The organism is Streptomyces winkii, from assembly GCF_032248595.1.
Lineage (GTDB): Bacteria > Actinomycetota > Actinomycetes > Streptomycetales > Streptomycetaceae > Streptomyces > Streptomyces winkii.
Genome location: NZ_JASTTH010000009.1, coordinates 145,821 through 166,310 on the forward strand (window position 1 = coordinate 145,821; position 20,490 = coordinate 166,310).

Here is a 20,490-nt window from a genome sequence, read left to right on the forward strand (position 1 = left end):
AAAGTACCGGCCCGCGCGGAACGGACGGGACGGGCGGGAAGGCCGGGGGGTGTACCGGCAACACTCGCCGCGTTCCGTTTCCGTTGATGCCGCGCGTTGTTTCGCCGGGGTGACGATGAGCGTCTCGGTGTTACGTGCCGATGAACTGCCGGACGGGACGGCACACGAAGTGCTCAACGCCCTGTACAGGCAGAACCGGCCGCGACCGCACCCTGTACGACATGCATCGGGGGGAGCCTGTCGGGTGTCCGGGGTGCTCGTCGCGGCCGGTTGTCGGGGGTTGGACGGATCAACTCACGTTTCAGTTCCACTCGTTGGCAGATCGGCTGCTGCCGCCGAGCCGGGCCGCGAGCGCCACGCGCTCACCCGGCCTCCGCCACGGCGTCGTTGTCGGACAGCTCCTCCGCCAGCCGCTCCCCGAGCCGTACGACCTCCGCCACCTCACCGAAGTCGCGCGCGGCCCACGCGGCGGTCCGGCGCAGCCGGTTGTTCACCCGCTCCGAGCGGAGCCTGCGGGCCACGTCGATGGCCTCGTCCGTGCGGAAGGCGCAGTGCTCGGGCTCCCTCTGGAGCAGGTGCACGCTGGCCATGCCGAGGAGGTTCAGCGCGTACGAACGGCGGTGGCCGCCGCCCTCCGTCTCCTCCGCCTCACGCCTGAAGAGCTCCACGGCCCGCTCCATCGCGGGGCGCGCCATCGACGCGTAGGCAGGGCTGCGGCCCGAGGAGTAGGCGAGGTCGCGGTAGGAGTGCGCGGTCTCCGCGTTCAGCTCGGCGTCCGAGAAGAAGCGGATCCAGTCCGGGTCGTTGTCGGCGGGCCCGGCGTCCTCGAAGGTGTCCTCGGCCATCCGCACGGCCCGCCGGCACTTCCCGGGCTGGCCCATGTTCGCGTACGCACGGGCCTCCATCGCGTGCAGCATCGCCTGCGTACGGGCCGTCGCGCCGTCGCGGCTGCCGTACTGCGCGAGGTGGATCAGCTCCAACGCGTCGTCCGGGCGCCCCAGATGGATCATCTGCCGGCCCATCTTGCTCAGTACGAACGAGCCGAGCGGCCGGTCCCCGGCCTCCTTCGCGGCGTGCAGCGCCAGCACGAAGTACTTCTGCGCGGTGGGCTGGAGGCCGACGTCGTAGCTCATCCACCCGGCCAGCGCGGCGAGTTCGGCCGTGACGCGGAAGAGGCGCCGGCCGACCGGCTCGGCGTGCCTCTCCTGCAACAGGTCCGTCACCTCGTGCAGTTGACCGACGACCGCCTTGCGGCGGAGCCCGCCGCCGCACTGGGCGTCCCACTGCCGGAACATCACGGTCGTGTGCTCCAGAAGCTCTATCTCGGGCATCGACAGCTTCTCCGTACGCCGGCGCGCTCCGCCCTTGAGAGGCAGCGGCACGACCTGTGCGCCGCCGTCGGACGAGGACGCCGGCGCGCCGCCGCCACGCGGGGAGGCAGAGGCGGCGGGCGCGGTCTCTGCGCCGGGGACGGCGCCACCGGGGCCACCGGAACCACCGGCACCGGCGGAACCACCGGCACCGGCGTCCGGCACAGCCGGGCCGGGCGCCAGCCAGCGCTGCATCGGCTCGATCAGCGACGGACCGGCCGCCACCGAAAGGGAGTTGCCGAGGAATCCACGCCGGCCCAGCATCAGATCGCTGCGCGTGAACTCGTTGATCATCACGACCGTCTGCGGCCCCGCCCACGGCAGATCGACCCCGGAGGCCGCAGGGGACTGGCGGGCAGGCCGCAGCCCGAGGTCCTCGACCGCGACGACGCAGCCGAAGCGCTCGGAGAAGAGCTCGGAGAGGATGCGGGGGATGGGCTCGCGCGGCTGCTCGCCGTCCAGCCAGCGGCGTACGCGGGAGGTGTCGGTGCTGATGTGGTGCGCGCCCAGCTGCCGGGCCCGCCGGTTGACCTGGCGCGCGAGTTCCCCCTTCGACCAGCCGCTGCGCAAGAACCACGAACTCAGCTGCTCGTTGGGGAGCTTGTCGCCCTCACCAACCGATAAAGCCCCCATCAGGCCCCTCACCGCCCCCACACCAAACTCATGCCTCCGGCATACCCACGAGGCGGATCCAAGCCGTCCGTGTGTACCGAAAGTAACTCCCCGATCACTGCCCGGGCGAGGCCGTTCGCAGAATCGCCACCATTCGCCACCCCTTCGCATGAACCCCTCTGCCGTCGCGCACGATTCACTTGACACATGACCCGTCCGGTACGTGCGGACTCCCGCGCATGTGACCCGTCACTGTGCGCAGCACGCTCGTAACCATCGGCAGGCAGGACCCGTTGGAGGGAGCATGGGCTTCACGATCGGCGCCATCGGCGGCCTGGGCGGCATCAGGGACATCCATCAACTGCGCCCCGGCGCCCGGCGGCGCCACCGCGCGACCGCAGCCACCGCCGTGGCGGAGTACACCGGTCTGTGGGGCTGGCCCGTGGTTCCCGGCGCCCGCGCCGCGCGCACGGCCGGCGGGCGTACGGAGTGCTCGTGCGGCGCCGCCGTCTGCCCGGCGCCCGGAGCCCATCCCCTCGACGCGTCGCTGGAGGTGCCCGCCGGGGCCACGCTCGACGAGGCGGGCGAGGCATGGGCGCGGTGTCCGGGCGCCGCGCTGCTCCTGCCGACGGGTCGACGCTTCGACGTGATCGAGATCGGCGAGGCCGCCGGCCGCCACGCGCTCGTCAGGCTGGAACGGATGGGGCTGCCGCTCGGCCCCGTCGCCCTCGCGCCGCACGGCCGCATGTGGTTCTTCGTCGCGCCGGGCGCAGCGGCCGAACTACCCGAACTCCTCTACCGCATGGGCTGGGACGACGCCCGGCTGGACCTGACCGGCCTCGGCGAGGGCGAGCACGTCACCGCGCCGCCGTCCGACCTCGCCGGGCTGGGCCCCGTGCGCTGGCTGCGCCCGCCGACTCTCGACGCGGCGAACCGTCCGCCGCAGGCCCGGCTGCTGCTGGGCACGCTCGCCTACGTCTGTCACCGCTCGGCGGCCTGACCGGGTCCGCCCACAGGCACATCGCCCACGCACCCAACGCGTACGCACAGCGCCGCGGCCAGTTCACTCCCCGCCGATCAGGGCGTCGACGAAGGCCTCCGGCTCGAAGGGCGCCAGGTCGTCCGCACCCTCGCCGAGCCCGATCAGCTTGACCGGCACGCCCAGCTCGCGCTGGACCGCGACGACAATGCCGCCCTTGGCTGTGCCGTCCAGCTTGGTCAGCACGATGCCGGTGATGTCCACGACCTCGGAGAAGACCCGGGCCTGCACGAGCCCGTTCTGACCCGTGGTGGCGTCGAGGACGAGCAGCACCTCGTCGACCGGGCCCTGCTTCTCCACGACGCGCTTGACCTTGCCCAGCTCGTCCATCAGCCCGGTCTTGGTGTGCAACCGGCCCGCGGTGTCGACGAGTACGACGTCGGCACCGGCCTCGGTGCCCTCCTTGACGGCGTCGAAGGCGACGGACGCCGGGTCGCCGCCCTCGGGGCCGCGCACGGTGTGCGCGCCGACGCGCTTGCCCCACGTCTGAAGCTGGTCGGCGGCGGCGGCGCGGAAGGTGTCGGCCGCGCCGAGCACCACCGATCTGCCGTCGGCGACGAGGACGCGCGCGAGCTTGCCGGTGGTGGTGGTCTTGCCTGTTCCGTTCACACCGACGACCAGGACCACGCCGGGCCTGTCGACCGCTCCCTGCGTCTCGGTGTGAACGGTACGGTCCAGGTCGGGCCCGACGAGCGTGAGGAGTTCGGCACGCAGCAGACCGCGCAGCTCCTCGGGCGTACGGGTGCCGAGGACCCGCACACGCTCGCGGAGACGCTCGACCAGCTCCTGGGTCGGGGCGACGCCGACGTCGGCGGTCAGCAGCGTGTCCTCGATCTCCTCCCAGGTCGCGTCGTCCAGATGCTCCCGTGAGAGCAGCGTGAGGAGCCCCTTGCCCAGGGTGTTCTGCGACCGGGAGAGACGGGAGCGCAGCCGTACGAGGCGGCCCGCCGCCGGCTCCGGCGTCTCGATCGCGGGTTCGGCGGGGGCGGGAGCGACAGGTGCCTCGGCCCCGGCGCCGGGGAGGCCCACCTCCTCGATCGTTCTGCGCGGGGCTTCGGCCGTCCCCGCGGCCTCCTCGCCCACGTGCGGTTCGGCGGGTGCGGTGACGGTGCTCTGGGACGCTGCGGGCTGCTGCTCGCGGGTGGCGGCCTTCTTCTTGCGGCCGCTGACGACGAGCCCGCTGATCGCGCCCAGCACGACCACGGCGATGACTACAACAAGGATGACGATTTCCATAGCCCGTCCAGTATCCGCCACCGTCAACAGTGCGCCGGGACGCCCCGGCCCGCGCACGCCGCCGCCCCGGCCCGTCGTCGGGGCCGGGGCGGCGACTCGTACAGAGGAGCTGGGCGGCGGGGTTCGGTTAGCCCATCTCCTCCAACGCCTTGCCCTTCGGTTCCGGAACCCACTTGAGCAGGAACGGAATCGAGAGCAAGGCGAAGCATGTGTAGATCACGTAGGTGCCGGAGAGATTCCACTCCGACAGGCTCGGGAAGCTCGCGGTGATGACCCAGTTGGCGATCCACTGAGCGGACGCCGCGACGCCGAGGCCGGCGGCACGGAGCTTGTTCGGGAAGATCTCCCCGAGCAGCACCCACACGACGACGCCCCAGGAGAGCGCGAAGAAGAGCGTGAAGGTGTGTGCGCCGACGAGGGCGACGGTGCCCTGGGTGTCGGGCAGCGAGACGTTCTCGCCCGATCCCCGTACGGCCGCGAAGGCCCACGCCACAGCGCCGAGCGAGACCGTCATGCCGACCGAGCCGATGAACCCGAGCGGTTTGCGGCCGATCTTGTCGACCAGGAGCATCGCGATGACGGTGCCGACGATGTTCACGATCGACGTCGTGAAGGAGTAGAAGAACGAGCTTTCGGGGTTGATCCCGACGGACTGCCACAGCGTCGACGAGTAGTAGAAGACGACGTTGATGCCGACGAGTTGCTGGAAGACCGACAGTCCGATGCCGACCCAGACGATCGGCAGGAAGCCGAAGGGGCCGCCGAGCAGGTCCTTGAACGTCGACTTGTGCTCGGTGCGCATCTGGTGCTCGATCTCCTCCAGCCGCGCGTCGAGGCGTTCGTGCTCCCCCTCGACGCTGCCGAGGACGCCGCGGGCCTTCTCGCGCTTCCCGACGGAGATGAGGTAGCGCGGCGACTCGGGGATCACGAACGAGAGCAGGAAGTACGCCACCGACGGGATCACCATGATCCCGAGCATCCACTGCCAGGCCTCGAGCCCGACGAGCTTTCCGCGCTGGTCGCCGTCCGCGAGCGTGAGGATCGCGAAGTTGACCAGCTGGGAGACGGCGATGCCCACGACGATCGCGGCCTGCTGGAAGGAGGCGAGGCGTCCGCGGTACGCGGGCGGGGAGACCTCCGCGATGTAGGCCGGCCCGATCACCGAGGCCATGCCGATGGCGACGCCGCCGAGCACGCGCCACAGCGCGAGGTCCCAGAGCGCGAAGGGCAGCGCTGAGCCGACGGCGCTCAGCGTGAAGATCACGGCGGCGATCTGCATGACGCGGATGCGGCCGATGCGGTCGGCGATACGGCCCGCGAGGGCCGCGCCTATCGCGCTGCCGATGAGCGCGGCCGCGATGACCTGGGCCAGCATGGCCGATCCGGCCTCGAACCTTCCGCGTACCGCCTCGACGGCTCCGTTGATCACGGAGCTGTCGTAGCCGAAGAGGAAACCGCCCATGGCGGCTGCTGCTGCGATGAAGACGACACGTCCGAGCGGCGGGGTCTGACCGCCTGCCGCGGGGGGCGCCGATTGTGAGGTGCTCGTCAAGGTCTCTCCTGCGTGCCCGGCGTGGGGACCGGGTTCGGGACTGTGTCGCCTCCGAAGCGGGCACGCGCACTGCACGCGCCACAGCTTGAAGGTAAAAGTGACGTTGCAGAGACTATGACTTTAAGTTTCGAAGTCAATAGGTCCAGACTGATCGATTCGACGTTACGCCCGTCACGTGGATGTTCAAGATGTGAAGAGGCAGTGCCCGTCGAGGCGTTGGGGCACCGTTCGGGAGTTGACCGCGGCTCAACTCAGCCGCTGGCTGATGACCTTCGTGACGCCGTCGCCCTGCATCGATACGCCGTAGAGCGCGTCGGCGACCTCCATCGTGCGCTTCTGGTGCGTGATCACGATGAGTTGGGAGCTGTCCTTGAGCTCCTCGATGAGACCGATCAGCCGCTGGAGGTTGGTGTCGTCCAGCGCCGCCTCGACCTCGTCCATGACGTAGAACGGGCTGGGCCGCGCCTTGAAGATCGACACCAGCAGCGCGACGGCGGTCAACGACCGCTCCCCGCCGGAGAGTAGCGAGAGCCGCTTGACCTTCTTGCCCGGAGGACGCGCCTCGACGTCGACGCCAGTGGCGAGCATGTCGTCGGGGTCGGTCAGCACGAGGCGGCCCTCACCGCCGGGGAAGAGCCTCGAGAAGACCCCCTCGAACTCCCGCGCCGTGTCGTAATAGGCCTCGGTGAAGACCTGTTCGACGCGCTCGTCGACCTCCTTCACCACCTGGAGCAGGTCGGCACGCGTCTTCTTGAGGTCTTCGAGCTGCTCGCTGAGGAACTGGTGCCGCTCCTCCAGCGCCGCGAACTCCTCCAGGGCCAGCGGATTGATCTTGCCGAGCTTCTGATACGCGCGCTCGGCCGCCTTCAGGCGCTTCTCCTGCTCCGCGCGCACGAACGGCACCGGCTTGTTGCGCGGATGCTCCGGGTCCTCGGGCAGCTCCTCGCCCTCCGCCGGCAGGGACGGCGGTACGGGCTGGTCCGGCCCGTAGTCGCCGATCAGCCCGGCGGGCTCGACGCCCAGCTCCTCCAGCGCCTTGGTCTCCAGCTGCTCGACGCGCATCCGCTTCTCGGCGCCCAGAACCTCTCCGCGGTGCATCGAGTCGGTCAGCTTGTCGAGTTCGTCCTTGAGTTCGCGGCCCTCGTTGCGCTCCGCGCTCAGCGCCCGCTCGCGCTCGCTCTTGGCCTGGCCCGCCGCCTCGCGCTCCTCCTCCGCGCGGCTCAGCGACGCCTCGACGTGTGCCAGCAGCTGCCGTGCTCCGGAGGCGACCGCACCGGCCACCTCGGCCTCGTGCCGCATCCGGGCCCGCCGCTGCTCGGCGCGGGCCCTCGCCTCGCGCTCGGCGCGGGCCGCACGGTCGAGCGAATCGGCCCGTCCCGCAAGGGACTTGACCCGCTCCTCGTGCGTACGCACCTGGAGCCGGGCCTCCATCTCCGTCTGACGCGCGTTCGCGCCGTCCGCGGAGAGCCGGTCCCGGAGTGAGGTGTCGGGCTCGACGTCCTCGTCCTGCTGCGCCTCCTCGGCGACGGACAGCCGCTCGGCGAGCTCCTCGGCCTCCTCCTCGGCCCGTACGAGCGCGGCCTCGGCCTTCGCCACCGCCGCGGCCGTACGCTCGGCCTCGCCGGCCGCGCCCCGGGCCTGCCCGCCCAGCGTCCCGAGCCGCCCGGCGATCTGCGACTTCTCCCTGTCGGCCGCGCTGCGCCGCGAGCCCAGCTCCTCGACGAGCGTCGCGCACTCCCTGCGCCGCGCGGTGGCCCGCTCCTGCTCCTCGCTCAGCTCCGTGTGCCGGTCCGCCAGCTCCTCCAGCTCCGCGGCGGCCTCGTCCACGGACGCCTGTGCCTCCAGCAGGCTGGGCGCGCCCGCGGAGCCGCCGTGGGCGAAGTGGGCGCCGAGCACGTCTCCTTCGGCGGTCACGGCGACGGTGCCGGGGTGCTCCGCCACCGTCTCCTCCGCGTCCTCCAGCGTCCCGACGACGACCATGTCGTGCAGCAGCCTGCGCACCGCGGGCATCAGCTCGGCGGGGGCCCGTACGAGCTGTGCGGCGGGCGTCGGCCCGCCCTCCACCGGTGCGGGCGGACCGGGTTCCCCGTGGGTCACCGAGGCGGAGACGGAGCCGGATGCCGGGTCGGTGTCGCCGGTGCCGGAGCCCAGCAGCAGCGCCGCCCGCCCCGCGTCGTGCTTGCGCAGCAGCCGCAGCGCGTCCGCGGCGGTCGAGGTGTCGGCGACGGCGACGGCGTCTGCCGCCGCACCGAGCGCCGCTGCGACCGGAACCTCGAACCCGGGTGTGACGCTGAGCAGTTCGGCGGCCGGACCGAGCAGCCCGCTGAGCGCGTCGGCGGCGGACAGCAGCGCTCCGGTGCCGTCCTTGCGGCGCAGCCCCAGGGCGAGGGCGTCGTGCCGCGCGGAGGTCGCCGCGCGCTCCCGTTCGACGGTGGTGACGGCCTCGCGGGCCGCGGAGAGCGCCGCCTCCGCATCGGCGAGCTCGCGCTTGGCCGCCTCGTGCTGCTCGGACAACTGCGTATCGCCGGCGTCCAGCCCGTCGACCTCCGCCTGGAGGCTCTCGTACTCCTGCTGCGCCGCGGAGGCGCGCTCCTGCGCCTCGTCCCGCGCGGTCGTCAGCCTGTCGATCTCGGACTGGGCCGAAGAAGCCCTGCTGCGGGCCGCGTTCACCTGGCCGTGCAGCCTGGCGAGGCCCTCGCGACGGTCGGCGATGGCACGGGCGGCGTCCTTGAGCCGGCGCTCCTCCTCATGCAGCTGCCGCTCCAGCTCGGCGCGGTGCGAGACCGTGTCGTCGAGTGCACGCTCGGCCGCCTCCAGCGCGGCCTCCAGCTCCGCCTCCTGCTCGCGGATACGGGACGCCTCCCGCTCCATGTCCTCCGGGTCTCGGCCGCGGCGCTCCTCGACGGGCTCGGCCTCGGCGTGCTGGAGGCGCTGGTCGGCGAGGCCGATGGTGCCGCGCACCCGCTCGGCGAGCTGTGACAGCTCGTACCACGTCTGCTGGGCGCGCTCCAGACGCGGCGTCAGCATCCGCACCTGCTGCTCCAGATCGGCCTCGCGGCGCAGCGCGTCCTTGAGCCGTGCCTCGACGGCGTCCTTGCGCTCCTTGAGGGCTGCCTCGTCCGCGATCTCCGACTTGAGGGCCTCCTTCAGCGTCACCAGATCGTCCGCGAGCAGCCGCAGCCTGGCGTCGCGCAGGTCCGCCTGGATGACCTGAGCCTTGCGCGCGACGGCGGCCTGGCGGCCGAGCGGCTTGAGCTGGCGCCGCAGCTCGTCGGTCAGATCCTGTACGCGTGCGAGGTTGGCCTGCATCGCGTCCAGCTTCCGCAGCGCCTTCTCCTTGCGCTTACGGTGCTTGAGGACGCCCGCGGCCTCCTCGATGAAGGCGCGGCGTCCGTTGGGGTCGGCGTGCAGGACGCCGTCGAGCTGCCCCTGACCGACGATGACGTGCATCTCGCGGCCGATGCCGGAGTCCGACAGCAGCTCCTGGATGTCCAGCAGCCGGCAGGTGTCCCCGTTGATCTGGTACTCGCTGCCGCCGTTGCGGAACATGATCCGCGTGATGGTGACTTCGGCGTAGTCGATGGGCAGCGCGCCGTCGGCGTTGTTGATGGTCAGGGAGACCTCGGCGCGGCCGAGCGGAGGCCGCCCGGTCGTGCCGGCGAAGATGACGTCCTCCATCTTGCCGCCGCGCAGCGACTTGGCGCCCTGCTCCCCCATCACCCACGACAGGGCGTCCACGACGTTGGACTTGCCGGAGCCGTTGGGGCCCACGACGCAGGTGATGCCGGGCTCGAATCTCAGCGTCGTCGCGGAGGCGAAGGACTTGAATCCCCGCAGTGTCAGGCTCTTCAGGTGCACGCCGTTGGACTCTAGTCCACTCGGAGCCCTCACTCGGCCGGGACGGCTACCCGGGGGCGGCGAACTCCCGCCGCTGCTTTCGGTTTCACCTAGTGAGGCCCGGGGCACATCAGTCGGTAAGCGCAGCGCCCAACAGCCCACGGCACACAACGTGGTGAAGGAAGAGCCACCCGAAAACAACGAAGGGACGCCGAAGCGTCCCTCGCGGAATTGTATGAGCGGCAGGCTGTCCGCCAGACCCGGCCCTGAGCAGGTCGAGTCAGGTCAGCGCGGGCTCTGCCTGGTGTACGTCGATATCGATGCCTTCGAGCATCGAGTCCTGGTGCCGTGCGGCGGCGGAGAGAGCGTCGTTCTCGGCCTGCATCCGTACGAGTTCGGATTCCAGGTCCTGGACACGCTGCTGCAGCCGTCGCATCTCGGCGAGGACTCGGGGGTCGGAGCCGCCGACGTAACCGAGAAGCGCCTTTGCCATGATCGATGGTCCTCCACACTGAGTGACCAACCCGAGTGGTGGCTGGTCGTGAGGGAAAAAATCGCGCCCGCTGTACCACTTCTGAACTTGTTTTTCCGGAGCAATCAGTCCGGCTGCGGGGGACTTCAAGCTTCTCACCAAAAGGTTTGACGGTCAACACGATCACGCCCCGCGGCCCTGGGCGGCCCTGGCTCTACGGCGTGCAATCACCGGAGGCGGCGGCCCGCGGGGGGCGTGAAGATCACTCTCAACCACTCGTGGCGGCAGCCTTGCATGGTCAGCCCCGAATGGCAACCGCTTTGGATCATCGAATGGCGAAGCCGGCGTAGCCTCCGCGCGGGCTGTCCCAGATCTCCGTCACACCGTCGACCAGTCCGGGCGTGTCGCCGGATCGCAGCCATTCCAGGAGCTGTTCGCACTCGGGCTGTGCCCCCTCGGCCACGACCTGGACGCGGCCGTCGCCGAGGTTGACGACGAAGCCCTCGAGACCGCCGATGCGCAGCGCGGCCGCTCGCGTGAACCAGCGGAAGCCGACCCCCTGGACCCGGCCGCGCACCCAAGCCGTCATACGCGTCTTGGTTACTGACGAGTCATTGTCACTCGGCTTCGCATTACCAGCAGTCATGGCGGCAAGCTATCCGGACATTTCCTCGGTCGGCACATGCGCCCCGTCTGTCATGCCGTAAAGTCCCGCCCAACAAGCTTCACCCGAACGGATGAGCTTCGAAAAGCCGAAGATGTGAGGACTTTCTGAGATGGGCCGTCACAGACGTGTATCCCACGCTCCCGAGCCGGTCGTCACGTACGACTACGCGGCTCGGCAGCGCGGCTCGCACCGCAGGCCGACCCCTCCCGGTGCAGTTCAGCGGGGCGGGATCTCGGCACGGGCGGGACTTCTGGGAGCGTCCGCGGCGATGGCAATGGGTGCGGTGGCCGTCGCTTCCACAGTGCTCCCCCAGCCCGGGGGTTCGTCCGGGACCCAGTACAGCGACGTACAGGCAGGCGGTCCTCCCGATCAGTCGTCGAAGCCCAACGTGCCCGCGCCGGAAGGGGGTTCGGAGGACCCCATCGGTGACGGCGGAGCCTCCGACGACGGCAGCAACGTTCCGCCGGACCCCTCCAAGCCCGGTGGCCAGGACCAGAACCCGGCTCCGTCGCAGCCGTCGGACCCCGGTGGCGGCAACGACTCGCAGCAGCCGTCGGACCCGGGCGGCAACGGCAAGGGCCAGGGCGAAGGACAGGGCAAGGGCAACGGTTCGGGTTCCGGCGGCTCGGGCTCCGGCGCCGGTGCCGGCGACTCGGGCGGCGGTCCGTCCACCGCGAGCAAGACCACGCGGGACGAGGCCGAGGTACTGAAGCTCGTCAACGAGGAGCGGAAGGACGAGGGCTGCAAGCCGCTCAAGGCCAGCAAGGAACTCGCGGACCTGGCCGGGGACTTCAGCCGGGACATGGCCATCGAGGACTTCTTCAGCCACCTCGGCCCCGACGGCAGCAGCCCGTGGGACCGTGCCGAGGGGCTGGGCATCCTCGACCTGGGCGGCGAGAACATCGCCCGCGGCCAGGACGACCCCGAGACCGTGGTGGACGACTGGATGCGCAGCCCGTCGCACCGGGCCAACATCCTCAACTGCGAATACCGGACCATGGGCGTCGGCGAGTACATCGACGACGACGGCCCGTGGTGGACTCAGGACTTCGGTTACTGAGGCACGATCCGCGTCCCCGCCCGCCCCGGCGGCACAGCCACTGTGCGCCGCGGGCGCGGCGGGGGCTGGCATTTGGGGCAGTAGTAGCTGGAGCGGTTCATCCAGGGGCGGCGGCGCATGGCCGTACCGCAGCGGCGGCAGGGCTCGTCCTCGCGTCCGTAGGCGTCGAGTGAGCGCTCGAAGTAGCCGGACTCTCCGTTGACGTTCACGTAGAGGCTGTCGAAGCTCGTGCCGCCGGCGGCGAGCGCCGCGTTCATGACGTCGCGGATGTGGCCGAGGAGCTCGGTCGTGCGGGGGCGCGTGAGGGATGCGGTCGGCCGGTCGTAGTGCAGCTTGGCCCGCCACAGCGCCTCGTCGGCGTAGATGTTGCCCACGCCGCTGATCAGCGACTGGTCGAGCAGGGCGCGCTTGACCGTCGTACGGCGGCGGCGGAGCGCCGCGTGGAAGGCCTGCTCGTCGAAGAGCGGGTCGAGCGGGTCGCGGGCGATGTGCGCGATCACGTCGGGGAGCGCGCCGGACTCGGGGACGACGGACTCGGGGTGCAGCGACAGGCCCCCGAAGGTCCGCTGGTCGACGAAGCGCAGCTCGCCCCCCGCGGTGTCCTCGAAGGTGATGCGGATGCGCAGATGCTTCTCGTCGGGTGCGTCGGCCGGCTGGACGAGGAGCTGGCCGCTCATCCCGAGGTGGGCGAGCACGCAGAAGCCCGGGTCCAGCGGCAGCCACAGATACTTGCCGCGGCGCCGCGCGGGCCCGAAGCGGTGCCCGCGCAGCCTGGCCGCGAAGTCCTCCGGGCCCGCCGTGTGCCGCCGTACGGCCCGGGGGTGGAGGACTTCGGCGCCGGTGATCGTACGGCCGCTCGCCCAGCGCTCCAGGCCCCGGCGCACCACTTCGACCTCGGGCAGCTCGGGCACGCTTCTCCTCCCATGGGCGGGGCCTCACCGGCGGGCGGTCTCACCGCGAGGCGCACGCGACCGGCGGCCGTGGCGGCCGCCGGCTGCGTCAGACCCCCTGCGAGGAGGTTCTGGCGCCGGACGAGGCGTCCGGCCCGGACTGCTCTGCCGCGTCGGCGGCCTCGCGGATCGCACGCCAGGCCGTCTCCGCCGCTTGCTGTTCCGCTTCCTTCTTGCTGCGGCCGGTGCCGGTGCCGTACGCGACACCACCGACGCGGGCGGCAGCCGTGAAGATCTTCTCGTGGTCGGGGCCAGTCTCCGTCACCAGGTATTCCGGAACCCCCAGGCCCTCGGCGGCCGTGAGCTCCTGGAGGCTGGTCTTCCAGTCCAGGCCGGCGCCGAGGTTCGAGGACTGCTCGATCAGCGGATCGAAGAGCCGGTGGATGAGTTCTCCCGCCGCCTCCAGGCCCTTGTCGAGGTAGACAGCGCCGATCACGGCCTCCAGGGTGTCGGCCAGGATCGAGGCCTTGTCCCTGCCGCCCGTGCCCTCCTCGCCCCGGCCGAGCCGGATGAAGGCCCCCAGGTCGAGCCCCCGCGCCACCTTGGCCAGGGCGCGGGAGTTGACCACCGCGGCGCGCAGCTTCGCGAGCTGGCCCTCCGGGAGGTCGGGGTGCAGGCGGTAGAGCGTGTCGGTCACGACCAGGCCGAGGACGGAGTCCCCGAGGAATTCGAGGCGCTCGTTGGTGGGCAGACCACCGTTCTCGTACGCGTACGAGCGATGCGTCAGGGCACGCACCAGAAGGGCGGGCTCGAGTTCGTATCCGAGCCGCCCTTCCAGAATCGCGTGGGACGAGGCCTCATCCACCAGATCCGCCGCTGCCGCCCGGCCGCTTCCGCCACGGCGGTCGGCGCTTCCATGGCTCGGGGCGTCTGACATGGAGCCTGTCACCAGCCGATCAGACCTCGAGGACCTGTCGCTTGTTGTAGGTGCCGCAGTTCGGGCACGCGATGTGCTGCTGCTTGGGCTCCTGGCAGCGCTCGCACTTCACCAGGGTGGGGACCGCAGCCTTCCACTGCGACCGGCGGTGGCGCGTGTTGCTGCGCGACATCTTCCGCTTCGGAACAGCCACGGCTACTTCTCCTGTGAGTCATCCCCGGCTGAGCGGGGCGCGTCCTTCTCGCCGTCCTTCATGGTTTCGGCGAGTCCCTGCAATGCCGCCCAACGGATGTCGACGGCGTCTTCGTGGTCGTGCTCCGGGTCGTCCGCCAGACGTGCGCCGCACGTGGCGCACAGCCCGGGGCAGTCTTCCCGGCACACCGGCTGCAACGGCAGCGAGAGCACCACCGCGTCCCGCAGCACGGGCTCGAGGTCGAAATGGTCTCCCTCGATGGAGAAGGTCTCCTCCTCCTCGGCGTCGTCGCCGGCTTCCGCGCTGGGGCGGCTCCGGTCGTCGGCGTCGGGGTAGGAGAACAACTCCTGGAATTCCGCCTCGCATTCCTGCTCAAGCGGCTCCAGACACCTTACGCACTCCCCCTTGAGCGGTGCGCGGGCGGTGCCCGTGACGAGCACGCCCTCCATCACCGACTCCAGGCGGAGATCCAGCTCGATCGTCGCGCCGTCAGGCACCCCGAGGACCTCGACACCGAGATCACCGGGAGACGTCACCGTGCGGGACAGCTGCTTCATCGCACCGGGCCGCCGCCCCAGCTCCCGTGTGTCGAACACGAGGGGGGCTCGGGGGTCGAGGCGGGCGTTCAGGGCTTCCTGCTTTCTACGGTGGGGCCGCCGCCCGGCGAGAACTCCGGACAGCAGTCATCGCCATGTGCGCGTGACCGAAGAGCCAGGATACTGGACGGTCCCGCCGCGGCCCAATCGAGTCCCGGCCCCTCTCAGCCACCCTGCCCGTAGCCCGGGCCGTGACCGTGGCGGGCCTCGTATTCACGGATCTGGTCCAGGTCGATCATGCTCGTGTCGAAGAAGCTGGTCTCGTCGAGCTGCTGCTGGGGCTGGTGCTGCTGCTGTCCCTGCGCACCCGGGTGGGCCTGCGGGTGGCCGGCGTACTGCTGGTTCTGCTGGAGCTGCGCCTGCTGCGCGTAGTACGGGTCGGGCTGCTGTCCGTAGTAGGCGTACTGCTGCTGGTAGGCGTAGGCGTCCTGACCGCCGTAGTACGCCTCCTGCTGGGCATGCGCGGCGTACGGGTCGGCGCCTCCCGCGACGGGCTGGTAGCCCGGCTGTGCGGGGGCGGGCTGCGTCGGAACGGGCGCGGGCGCCGGAGAGGCGGGTGCGCCGGACGGCTGGTTCTGGCCCATCGAGGCGAGGTCCGCCATGTAGTCGGCGTCGCTGGTGTGCACGCCCTGCTCCGCGGCGTCCTGGGCGGCCATGTGGGCGCCCAGGTCGTCCGACGGACGGTGCCCGAGCAGCTTGGAGCGGCCCCTGCCGACGGCCTCCAGGGTCTTGGTGAGCACCGCCGAGACCGAACCGAGCCTGGTGTCCACGTAGTTGTCCGCGCGGTCCCTCAACTCCTGCGGGTCGGTGGAGCGTTCGGGGGCGTCCTCCGCGTACTCCTCGTTCCACTCCTCCGAGCCCGGGCCGCTGCCGAGGAGCTTCTCGCGGCCTCGCTCGACGGAGCCGATGGTCTTGCTGAGCACGACCTCGAAGTTGGCCAGTTTGCTGTCGACGTAGTCGTCCGCCTCTGCGCGGATCTCCGCCGCCTCCTGGCGGGCCTGCGCCAGCAGCTGCTCCGCCTCGGCCTGCGCCTGGCGGACCACCTCCGTGCCGGAGACCAGCGAACCGCGCTCCGCGTGCCCGGATTCGATGATCCGCTGCGCCTCGGCCTGGGCCTCGGCCACCATCTGCTCGCGCCCGCCGAGCAGTTGCTCGGCCTGAGCGAGCGATCCGGGCAGCGCCTCGCGTACTTCTTCGAGCATCGCGAGCAGTTCGGCGCGGTTCACCACGCAGGAGGCCGACATGGGCATCGCGCGAGCGCTGTCCACAGCCGTCACGATCTCGTCGAGTTTCTGCTGTACGTCCACGGAAGCGACTGTACGGCCAGTGGCACTCAACTCGACAGCGGATGCCCCGACTCGCACGCCCCCGGCGCGCTCACGGCTTCGCGAGCCGCGCCGCCAGCGCGCGCTGCACCGGCTCCGGAACCAGGTTGGAGACGTCGCCGCCCCAGGTGGCGACCTCCTTGACGAGACTGGAGGAGAGGAAGCTGTAGGTGGGGTTGGTCGGTACGAAGAGCGTCTCGACGCCGGAGAGGCCGTTGTTCATCTGGGCCATCTGGAGCTCGTAGTCGAAGTCCGAGACGGCGCGGAGCCCCTTGACGATCGCGGGGATGTCGCGGTCCTTGCAGAAGTCGACGAGCAGTCCGTGGAAGGCCTCCACACGCACGTTGCCGAACGCGGCGGTGACTTCGTGGATGAGGTCGATGCGCTCGTCGACGGAGAAGAGCCCCTGCTTCGACTTGTTGATCATCACGGCCACGTAGACCGAGTCGTAGAGCTTGGAGGCGCGGGCGATGATGTCGAGGTGTCCGTTGGTGATGGGGTCGAAGGATCCCGGACAGACTGCGCGACGCACTGGTGGTTCCTCACTCTCCGGACGATGGGGGGTCTGTGGGGTGTCCGCGGAGTTCAGCATGGTGTGGGGGCGTCTCCGCTCGCGGCGGCGCGACCGTACCAGAGCGTTCCCTCGCCATAGCGCCTGGACCGGAGGCCCTCGAAGCCCCCGGGCCAGCCGAACGGGCCGCCACGCGTGCTGCGCTCCACGGTGACGAGCGCCTCGCCGGCCAGCCAGTGCCCAGAGCGGAGTGTGAGCAGAATCTCGCGCACGCGCTCGTCGGTGACGGCGTACGGCGGATCGAGGAAGACCAGGTCGTACGGAGCGTCCGGCGCCGGTGCCGCCAGGATCTGCTCCGCCTTCGCGTGCCGCACCTCGGCGCCCGGCAGCCCGAGGGCGCGCACGTTCTGCCGGATGGTGCGGGCGGCGCGGGCGTCCGACTCGACGAGGAGCACGTGTTCGGCGCCGCGCGAGAGCGCCTCCAGGCCGACGGCACCGGAGCCGCCGTACAGGTCGAGCACGCGTCTGCCATGCCAGGCGGCGGCGCCGGAGGCGCCCAACTGGGCCTCCCAGCTGGAGAACATCCCCTCACGGGCACGGTCGGACGTGGGGCGGGTGCCCTGGCCCGGCGGCACGGTCAGCCGCCGGCCGCCGGCGGCTCCTGCGATCACGCGGGTCATGGTGGGGATGCCCTTCGTCTCTCGTGCGGCCGGTCCCGGGGTCCGGCCCGCCCGGTTCGGCGCCCGGTCGGCGCCCGGCTCGGCCCTGGGCTCCGTGCCGGGCCCGGCCGTCGGAACCGAGGATCCCATGGCGGGGGCGCGCACGCCCGCCTCGGGCCGTGTGCGCCGTGGCAGGTGAGCGGGCGGGCGGGGGCGCGGTGGGGCTCTGCGGTCCCGATGCGGTGGCTCGGCGGCCGTGCCCGGACGGTGGGCCCTCAGGCCCATGGGCCCGATCGCCCGGAGGCGGCTCAGCCCTTGTCGAGGTAGTCCTCGCGCTCCTCGTCCAGCAGCGCGGCCAGTGCCGTGCGCAGCTCCGGCAGGTGCTCCAGCTCTGGATCCTCGGCCACCACCGCGGTCGCCGCCTTCCGCGCCTCCTCGATGATCTCCTCGTCCTCGATCACGGCGAGCATCCGCAGCGACGTACGGACGCCGGACTGCGCCTGGCCGAGTACGTCGCCCTCGCGGCGCTGCTCCAGGTCGATGCGGGAGAGCTCGAAGCCGTCCAGCGTGCCCGCGACGGCCTCCAGACGGGCACGGGCCGGACCCTCCTCGGGCGCCTCGGTGACCAGGAGGCACAGGCCCGCCGCGGAGCCGCGGCCCACGCGGCCGCGCAGCTGGTGGAGCTGGGAGACGCCGAAGCGGTCGGCGTCCATGATGACCATGACGGTGGCGTTGGGCACGTCGACGCCGACCTCGACGACGGTCGTCGCGACCAGGACGTCGATCTCTCCGGCGGCGAAGCGGCGCATCACCTCGTCCTTGGCGTCGGGCGCCATCCGCCCGTGCAGGGCCTCCACGCGCAGCCCGGACAGCGGCCCGCCGCGCAGCTGCTCGACGGTGTCGAGCACGGAGAGGGGCGGGCGCCTGCCGTCCTCCCCCTCCTCCTCGCCGTCCTCGGGGCCGCCGAACGCCTCCTCCTCCGCCCGGACCGTCTTCTTCCGGCTCTTCGAGTCCGGGCCCTTCGAACCCTCGCTCTCCTCGTCGCCGATGCGCGGGCAGACCACATACGTCTGGTGGCCGGCCTCCGTCTCCTCCCGTACGCGCTCCCACGTACGGGCGAGGAAGTGCGGCTTGTCCCGGGCGGGCACGACGTGGCTGGCGATGGGCGAGCGGCCCGCCGGGAGCTGGTCGAGGACGGAGGTCTCCAGGTCGCCGAAGACGGTCATGGCGACGGTGCGCGGGATGGGCGTGGCCGTCATCACGAGCAGGTGCGGCGGCTGAACTCCCTTGGAGCGCAAGGCGTCACGCTGCTCCACGCCGAAGCGGTGCTGCTCGTCGACGACGACGAGGCCCAGGTCGTGGAAGCGGACCTTGTCCTCGATCAGCGCGTGCGTGCCGATGACGACGCCCGCCTCGCCGGTGGCCAGATCCAGCAGCGCCTGGCGGCGGGCTGCGGCGCCCATGGAGCCGGTGAGCAGCACGACCTTGGTGGCGTGCTCGGCGCCGCCGAGCATCCCGCCCTCGGCGAGCTCGCCCATCATCGAGGTGACGGAGCGGTGGTGCTGCTGGGCCAGGACCTCGGTGGGGGCGAGCAGCGCGGCCTGGCCGCCGCTGTCGACGACGGTGAGCATCGCGCGGGTGGCGACCATGGTGTTGTGCGTGACGGTGAAGCCGTCGGTGACGTACGCGCGGTCGGGGTGGCGCACGCTGATGCACTGGACCGGCCTGCGCCCGGCGAACTCCGCGGCGCGCACGTAGCGGCGCAGCGCCTGTGGCGGCGCCCCGTCCCCGCGCACGCCCGCGAGCCTGCGCTCCGAGCGGAACGGGCTGTGCCCGGGCGGCAGCAGCAGCCGTACGGACGCTACGGCCGGCTCCGCGCCCGTGCACGTCTGTTGCGTCTCCGGCGTGATGCGCGCGTAGCCGCCGAGGGAGCGCACCAGCCATGCCACGTCCTCGACGAGCGCGCGGGACGCGGAGCGGAACACGACGCCCGGGAGCGGAACTTCGGGGGGTTCGGCCGCCGCCGGGCTCTCATGCGTACCGGCGCCGGGTCGATACGTACCGCTGTCGGCACCGGCGTCGAGGATGCCCTGGAGGAGCGCGAGGCGGTTCTTGAGCGAATCCTCCTTGTGCTCCCGCGGAACCGGGCCGTGGCCGCCGCCGGGACGCCCGAGCGACAGCCCCGTCTCGTACGGATCGCCCGCGCTCTGCGCCGGAGCGCCGAGATCCACCGGCACGGCCTGCGGCAGATACCACTTCGGCGAACCCGCGGGAGACATCAGGTCGTTCCTGATCTCCCGCGTGGTCAGCACCCGCGGGGGCTCCCCCCGCCGCCACGCCTCGGCGGTGCCGACCAGCCACAGATGCTCGTCGTCGCACTCGACGGTGCTTCCGTCGCAGAGGGTCAACCGCCATACGTCGCGCTCCCCTTGGGGAAAGACGCCCTCGACCGGCGCCCGCTCTCCCGAGGGCGTGACCACCTCGTCCCCGGGCGCGATCTCGCCCATCTCCCGGAAACCGCCCGGCGTGAGCACGAGCGCGTCCAGCGGCTGTGCCTTGCCGGAGCCCACCTCGCCCTGAAGCAGCCGGTGCATGGGGTGTTCGGCGGCGAGGTCGCCGAAGATCTCGCGGCTGACGTGACGCTGGCCCTCGGTGAGGGTGAAGGGCAGCTTCGCGTCGAACGCGTCCAGCAGGCCGCCCTCGACGGGAACGCGTGCCACGGCGGGCAGTTGGGCCTCCGCCACCCTGCGCCGCGCGAGGGCGACCTGGAGGATGAACGCCTCGTCCCACTTGAGCCTGTCGCGCGCCGCCGCGACGTCCGCCTTCGTACGCGGCCTGTGCACCCTCTCGAACGCGTCGGGCAGCGGGATGAGCCGCCGCTCCTCGCGGATTGCCGGCGGCAGCGGATCGGCGAGCCCGTCCCAGCCGGTGGCCTCCATCGAGGCGAGCACCGTGGCGACCGACTTGGCGATCTTCCAGGACGCCATCTGCGCGACGGCCGGGTAGATCGGGATCAGCTTGTTGGCGAAGGCGTCGACGTCCTCGCTTCCGCTTCCGGCTCCGAGCCGCTCGTACTGCGGATGGGACAGCTGGAGACGGCCGTTGAAGACGCCGACCTTGCCCGCGAACATCGCCCGCGTACCCGGCTGGAGGTCCCGCTGCGGCTGGAAGATGCCGCGGCCGAAGAAGACGAGCTGCAACTGGCCGCTGCCGTCCGTGAGGACGATCTCCAGCCGCTGGCCCCTGCCTCGTCTGAACGTGTGCACCTTGGACTTGGCCACCTGCGCGACGACCGTCACATGCTCGTCGAAGGGCAGGTCGGCGAGGCGCGTGAGCTGGCCGCGCTCCTCGTACCTCCGGGGGTAGTGGTGGAGCAGGTCACCGACCGTGTGCAGGCCGAGGTGTTCGGCCAGCACCTTCGCCGTGCTGCCGCCGAGGTGCTTCGTCAGGGGATCGTCGAGCGCGGACACGCCCCCATTGCACACCATGGCGGTGACAGGACCGGGGCATTCGAAGCGGTCAGCGGGAGCCGGG

The 20,490-nt window shown here is 71.3% G+C and carries 16 protein-coding genes; 2 read left to right on the forward strand and 14 right to left on the reverse strand.

What is annotated here, in order from left to right; all coding sequences use genetic code 11:
* Positions 1–362 precede the first annotated feature (362 nt).
* Positions 363–2,003: a hypothetical protein gene (locus tag QQM67_RS26120; RefSeq protein WP_314177069.1), complete on the reverse strand. Its 1,641-nt coding sequence runs from the start codon at positions 2,001–2,003 to the stop codon at positions 363–365.
* 283 nt (positions 2,004–2,286) lie between these two features.
* Between QQM67_RS26120 and QQM67_RS26125 the strand changes: the two genes are divergently transcribed.
* On the forward strand, positions 2,287–2,982 hold the full coding sequence (locus QQM67_RS26125; protein WP_314177071.1) for a bifunctional DNA primase/polymerase: 696 nt from the start codon (positions 2,287–2,289) through the stop codon (positions 2,980–2,982).
* A gap of 63 nt (positions 2,983–3,045) precedes the next feature.
* Here the strand turns inward: QQM67_RS26125 and ftsY are convergent, their stop codons facing one another.
* The 5 genes from ftsY to QQM67_RS26150 form a co-directional block, all read right to left on the reverse strand.
* The gene (gene ftsY, locus QQM67_RS26130; RefSeq protein ID WP_314177072.1) at positions 3,046–4,257 is read right to left on the reverse strand and encodes a signal recognition particle-docking protein FtsY; all 1,212 of its coding nucleotides are present in this window, start codon (positions 4,255–4,257) and stop codon (positions 3,046–3,048) included.
* 127 nt (positions 4,258–4,384) lie between these two features.
* Positions 4,385–5,809 (reverse strand): sugar porter family MFS transporter, encoded by a 1,425-nt coding sequence (locus QQM67_RS26135; RefSeq protein WP_314177074.1) that lies wholly within the window; start codon positions 5,807–5,809, stop codon positions 4,385–4,387.
* Positions 5,810–6,055: 246 nt separating this feature from the next.
* Positions 6,056–9,667: a chromosome segregation protein SMC gene (gene smc, locus QQM67_RS26140; RefSeq protein WP_314177076.1), complete on the reverse strand. Its 3,612-nt coding sequence runs from the start codon at positions 9,665–9,667 to the stop codon at positions 6,056–6,058.
* Positions 9,668–9,926: 259 nt separating this feature from the next.
* A complete protein-coding gene (locus QQM67_RS26145; RefSeq protein WP_028435389.1) occupies positions 9,927–10,139 on the reverse strand; it encodes a hypothetical protein in 213 nt (70 codons plus the stop codon).
* A gap of 304 nt (positions 10,140–10,443) precedes the next feature.
* Positions 10,444–10,707: an acylphosphatase gene (locus tag QQM67_RS26150; RefSeq protein ID WP_314177080.1), complete on the reverse strand. Its 264-nt coding sequence runs from the start codon at positions 10,705–10,707 to the stop codon at positions 10,444–10,446.
* Positions 10,708–11,053: 346 nt separating this feature from the next.
* Here QQM67_RS26150 and QQM67_RS26155 point away from each other — a divergent pair, with 346 nt between their 5' ends.
* Positions 11,054–11,845: a CAP domain-containing protein gene (locus QQM67_RS26155; protein WP_314177082.1), complete on the forward strand. Its 792-nt coding sequence runs from the start codon at positions 11,054–11,056 to the stop codon at positions 11,843–11,845.
* Here QQM67_RS26155 and mutM read toward each other — a convergent pair.
* The 8 genes from mutM to QQM67_RS26195 all read right to left on the reverse strand — a co-directional run bounded on the left by mutM (position 11,839) and on the right by QQM67_RS26195 (position 20,426).
* The gene (mutM, locus tag QQM67_RS26160; protein WP_314177084.1) at positions 11,839–12,756 is read right to left on the reverse strand and encodes a bifunctional DNA-formamidopyrimidine glycosylase/DNA-(apurinic or apyrimidinic site) lyase; all 918 of its coding nucleotides are present in this window, start codon (positions 12,754–12,756) and stop codon (positions 11,839–11,841) included. The genes QQM67_RS26155 and mutM overlap by 7 nt on opposite strands.
* A gap of 88 nt (positions 12,757–12,844) precedes the next feature.
* A complete protein-coding gene (gene rnc / locus QQM67_RS26165) occupies positions 12,845–13,672 on the reverse strand; it encodes a ribonuclease III (protein WP_314177086.1) in 828 nt (275 codons plus the stop codon).
* A gap of 19 nt (positions 13,673–13,691) precedes the next feature.
* Entirely contained in the window at positions 13,692–13,865 is a 174-nt protein-coding gene (gene rpmF, locus QQM67_RS26170) for a 50S ribosomal protein L32 (protein ID WP_028433405.1), read from the reverse strand.
* Between the two features lie 2 nt (positions 13,866–13,867).
* The gene (locus tag QQM67_RS26175) at positions 13,868–14,461 is read right to left on the reverse strand and encodes a YceD family protein (protein WP_314177090.1); all 594 of its coding nucleotides are present in this window, start codon (positions 14,459–14,461) and stop codon (positions 13,868–13,870) included.
* Between the two features lie 164 nt (positions 14,462–14,625).
* Complete coding sequence (locus tag QQM67_RS26180; protein ID WP_314177092.1) at positions 14,626–15,768, reverse strand: ATP synthase F0 subunit B; 1,143 nt, start codon at positions 15,766–15,768, stop codon at positions 14,626–14,628.
* Positions 15,769–15,838: 70 nt separating this feature from the next.
* Positions 15,839–16,318 carry a pantetheine-phosphate adenylyltransferase gene (coaD, locus tag QQM67_RS26185; RefSeq protein WP_314177094.1) on the reverse strand — a complete coding sequence of 160 codons (480 nt, stop codon included), beginning with the start codon at positions 16,316–16,318 and terminating at the stop codon, positions 15,839–15,841.
* A 53-nt stretch (positions 16,319–16,371) separates the two neighbouring features.
* Complete coding sequence (rsmD, locus tag QQM67_RS26190) at positions 16,372–16,977, reverse strand: 16S rRNA (guanine(966)-N(2))-methyltransferase RsmD (protein ID WP_314177096.1); 606 nt, start codon at positions 16,975–16,977, stop codon at positions 16,372–16,374.
* Positions 16,978–17,264: 287 nt separating this feature from the next.
* Positions 17,265–20,426, reverse strand: coding sequence for a helicase-related protein (locus tag QQM67_RS26195; protein ID WP_314177098.1), 3,162 nt, complete (start codon positions 20,424–20,426; stop codon positions 17,265–17,267).
* Positions 20,427–20,490: the final 64 nt, after the last annotated feature.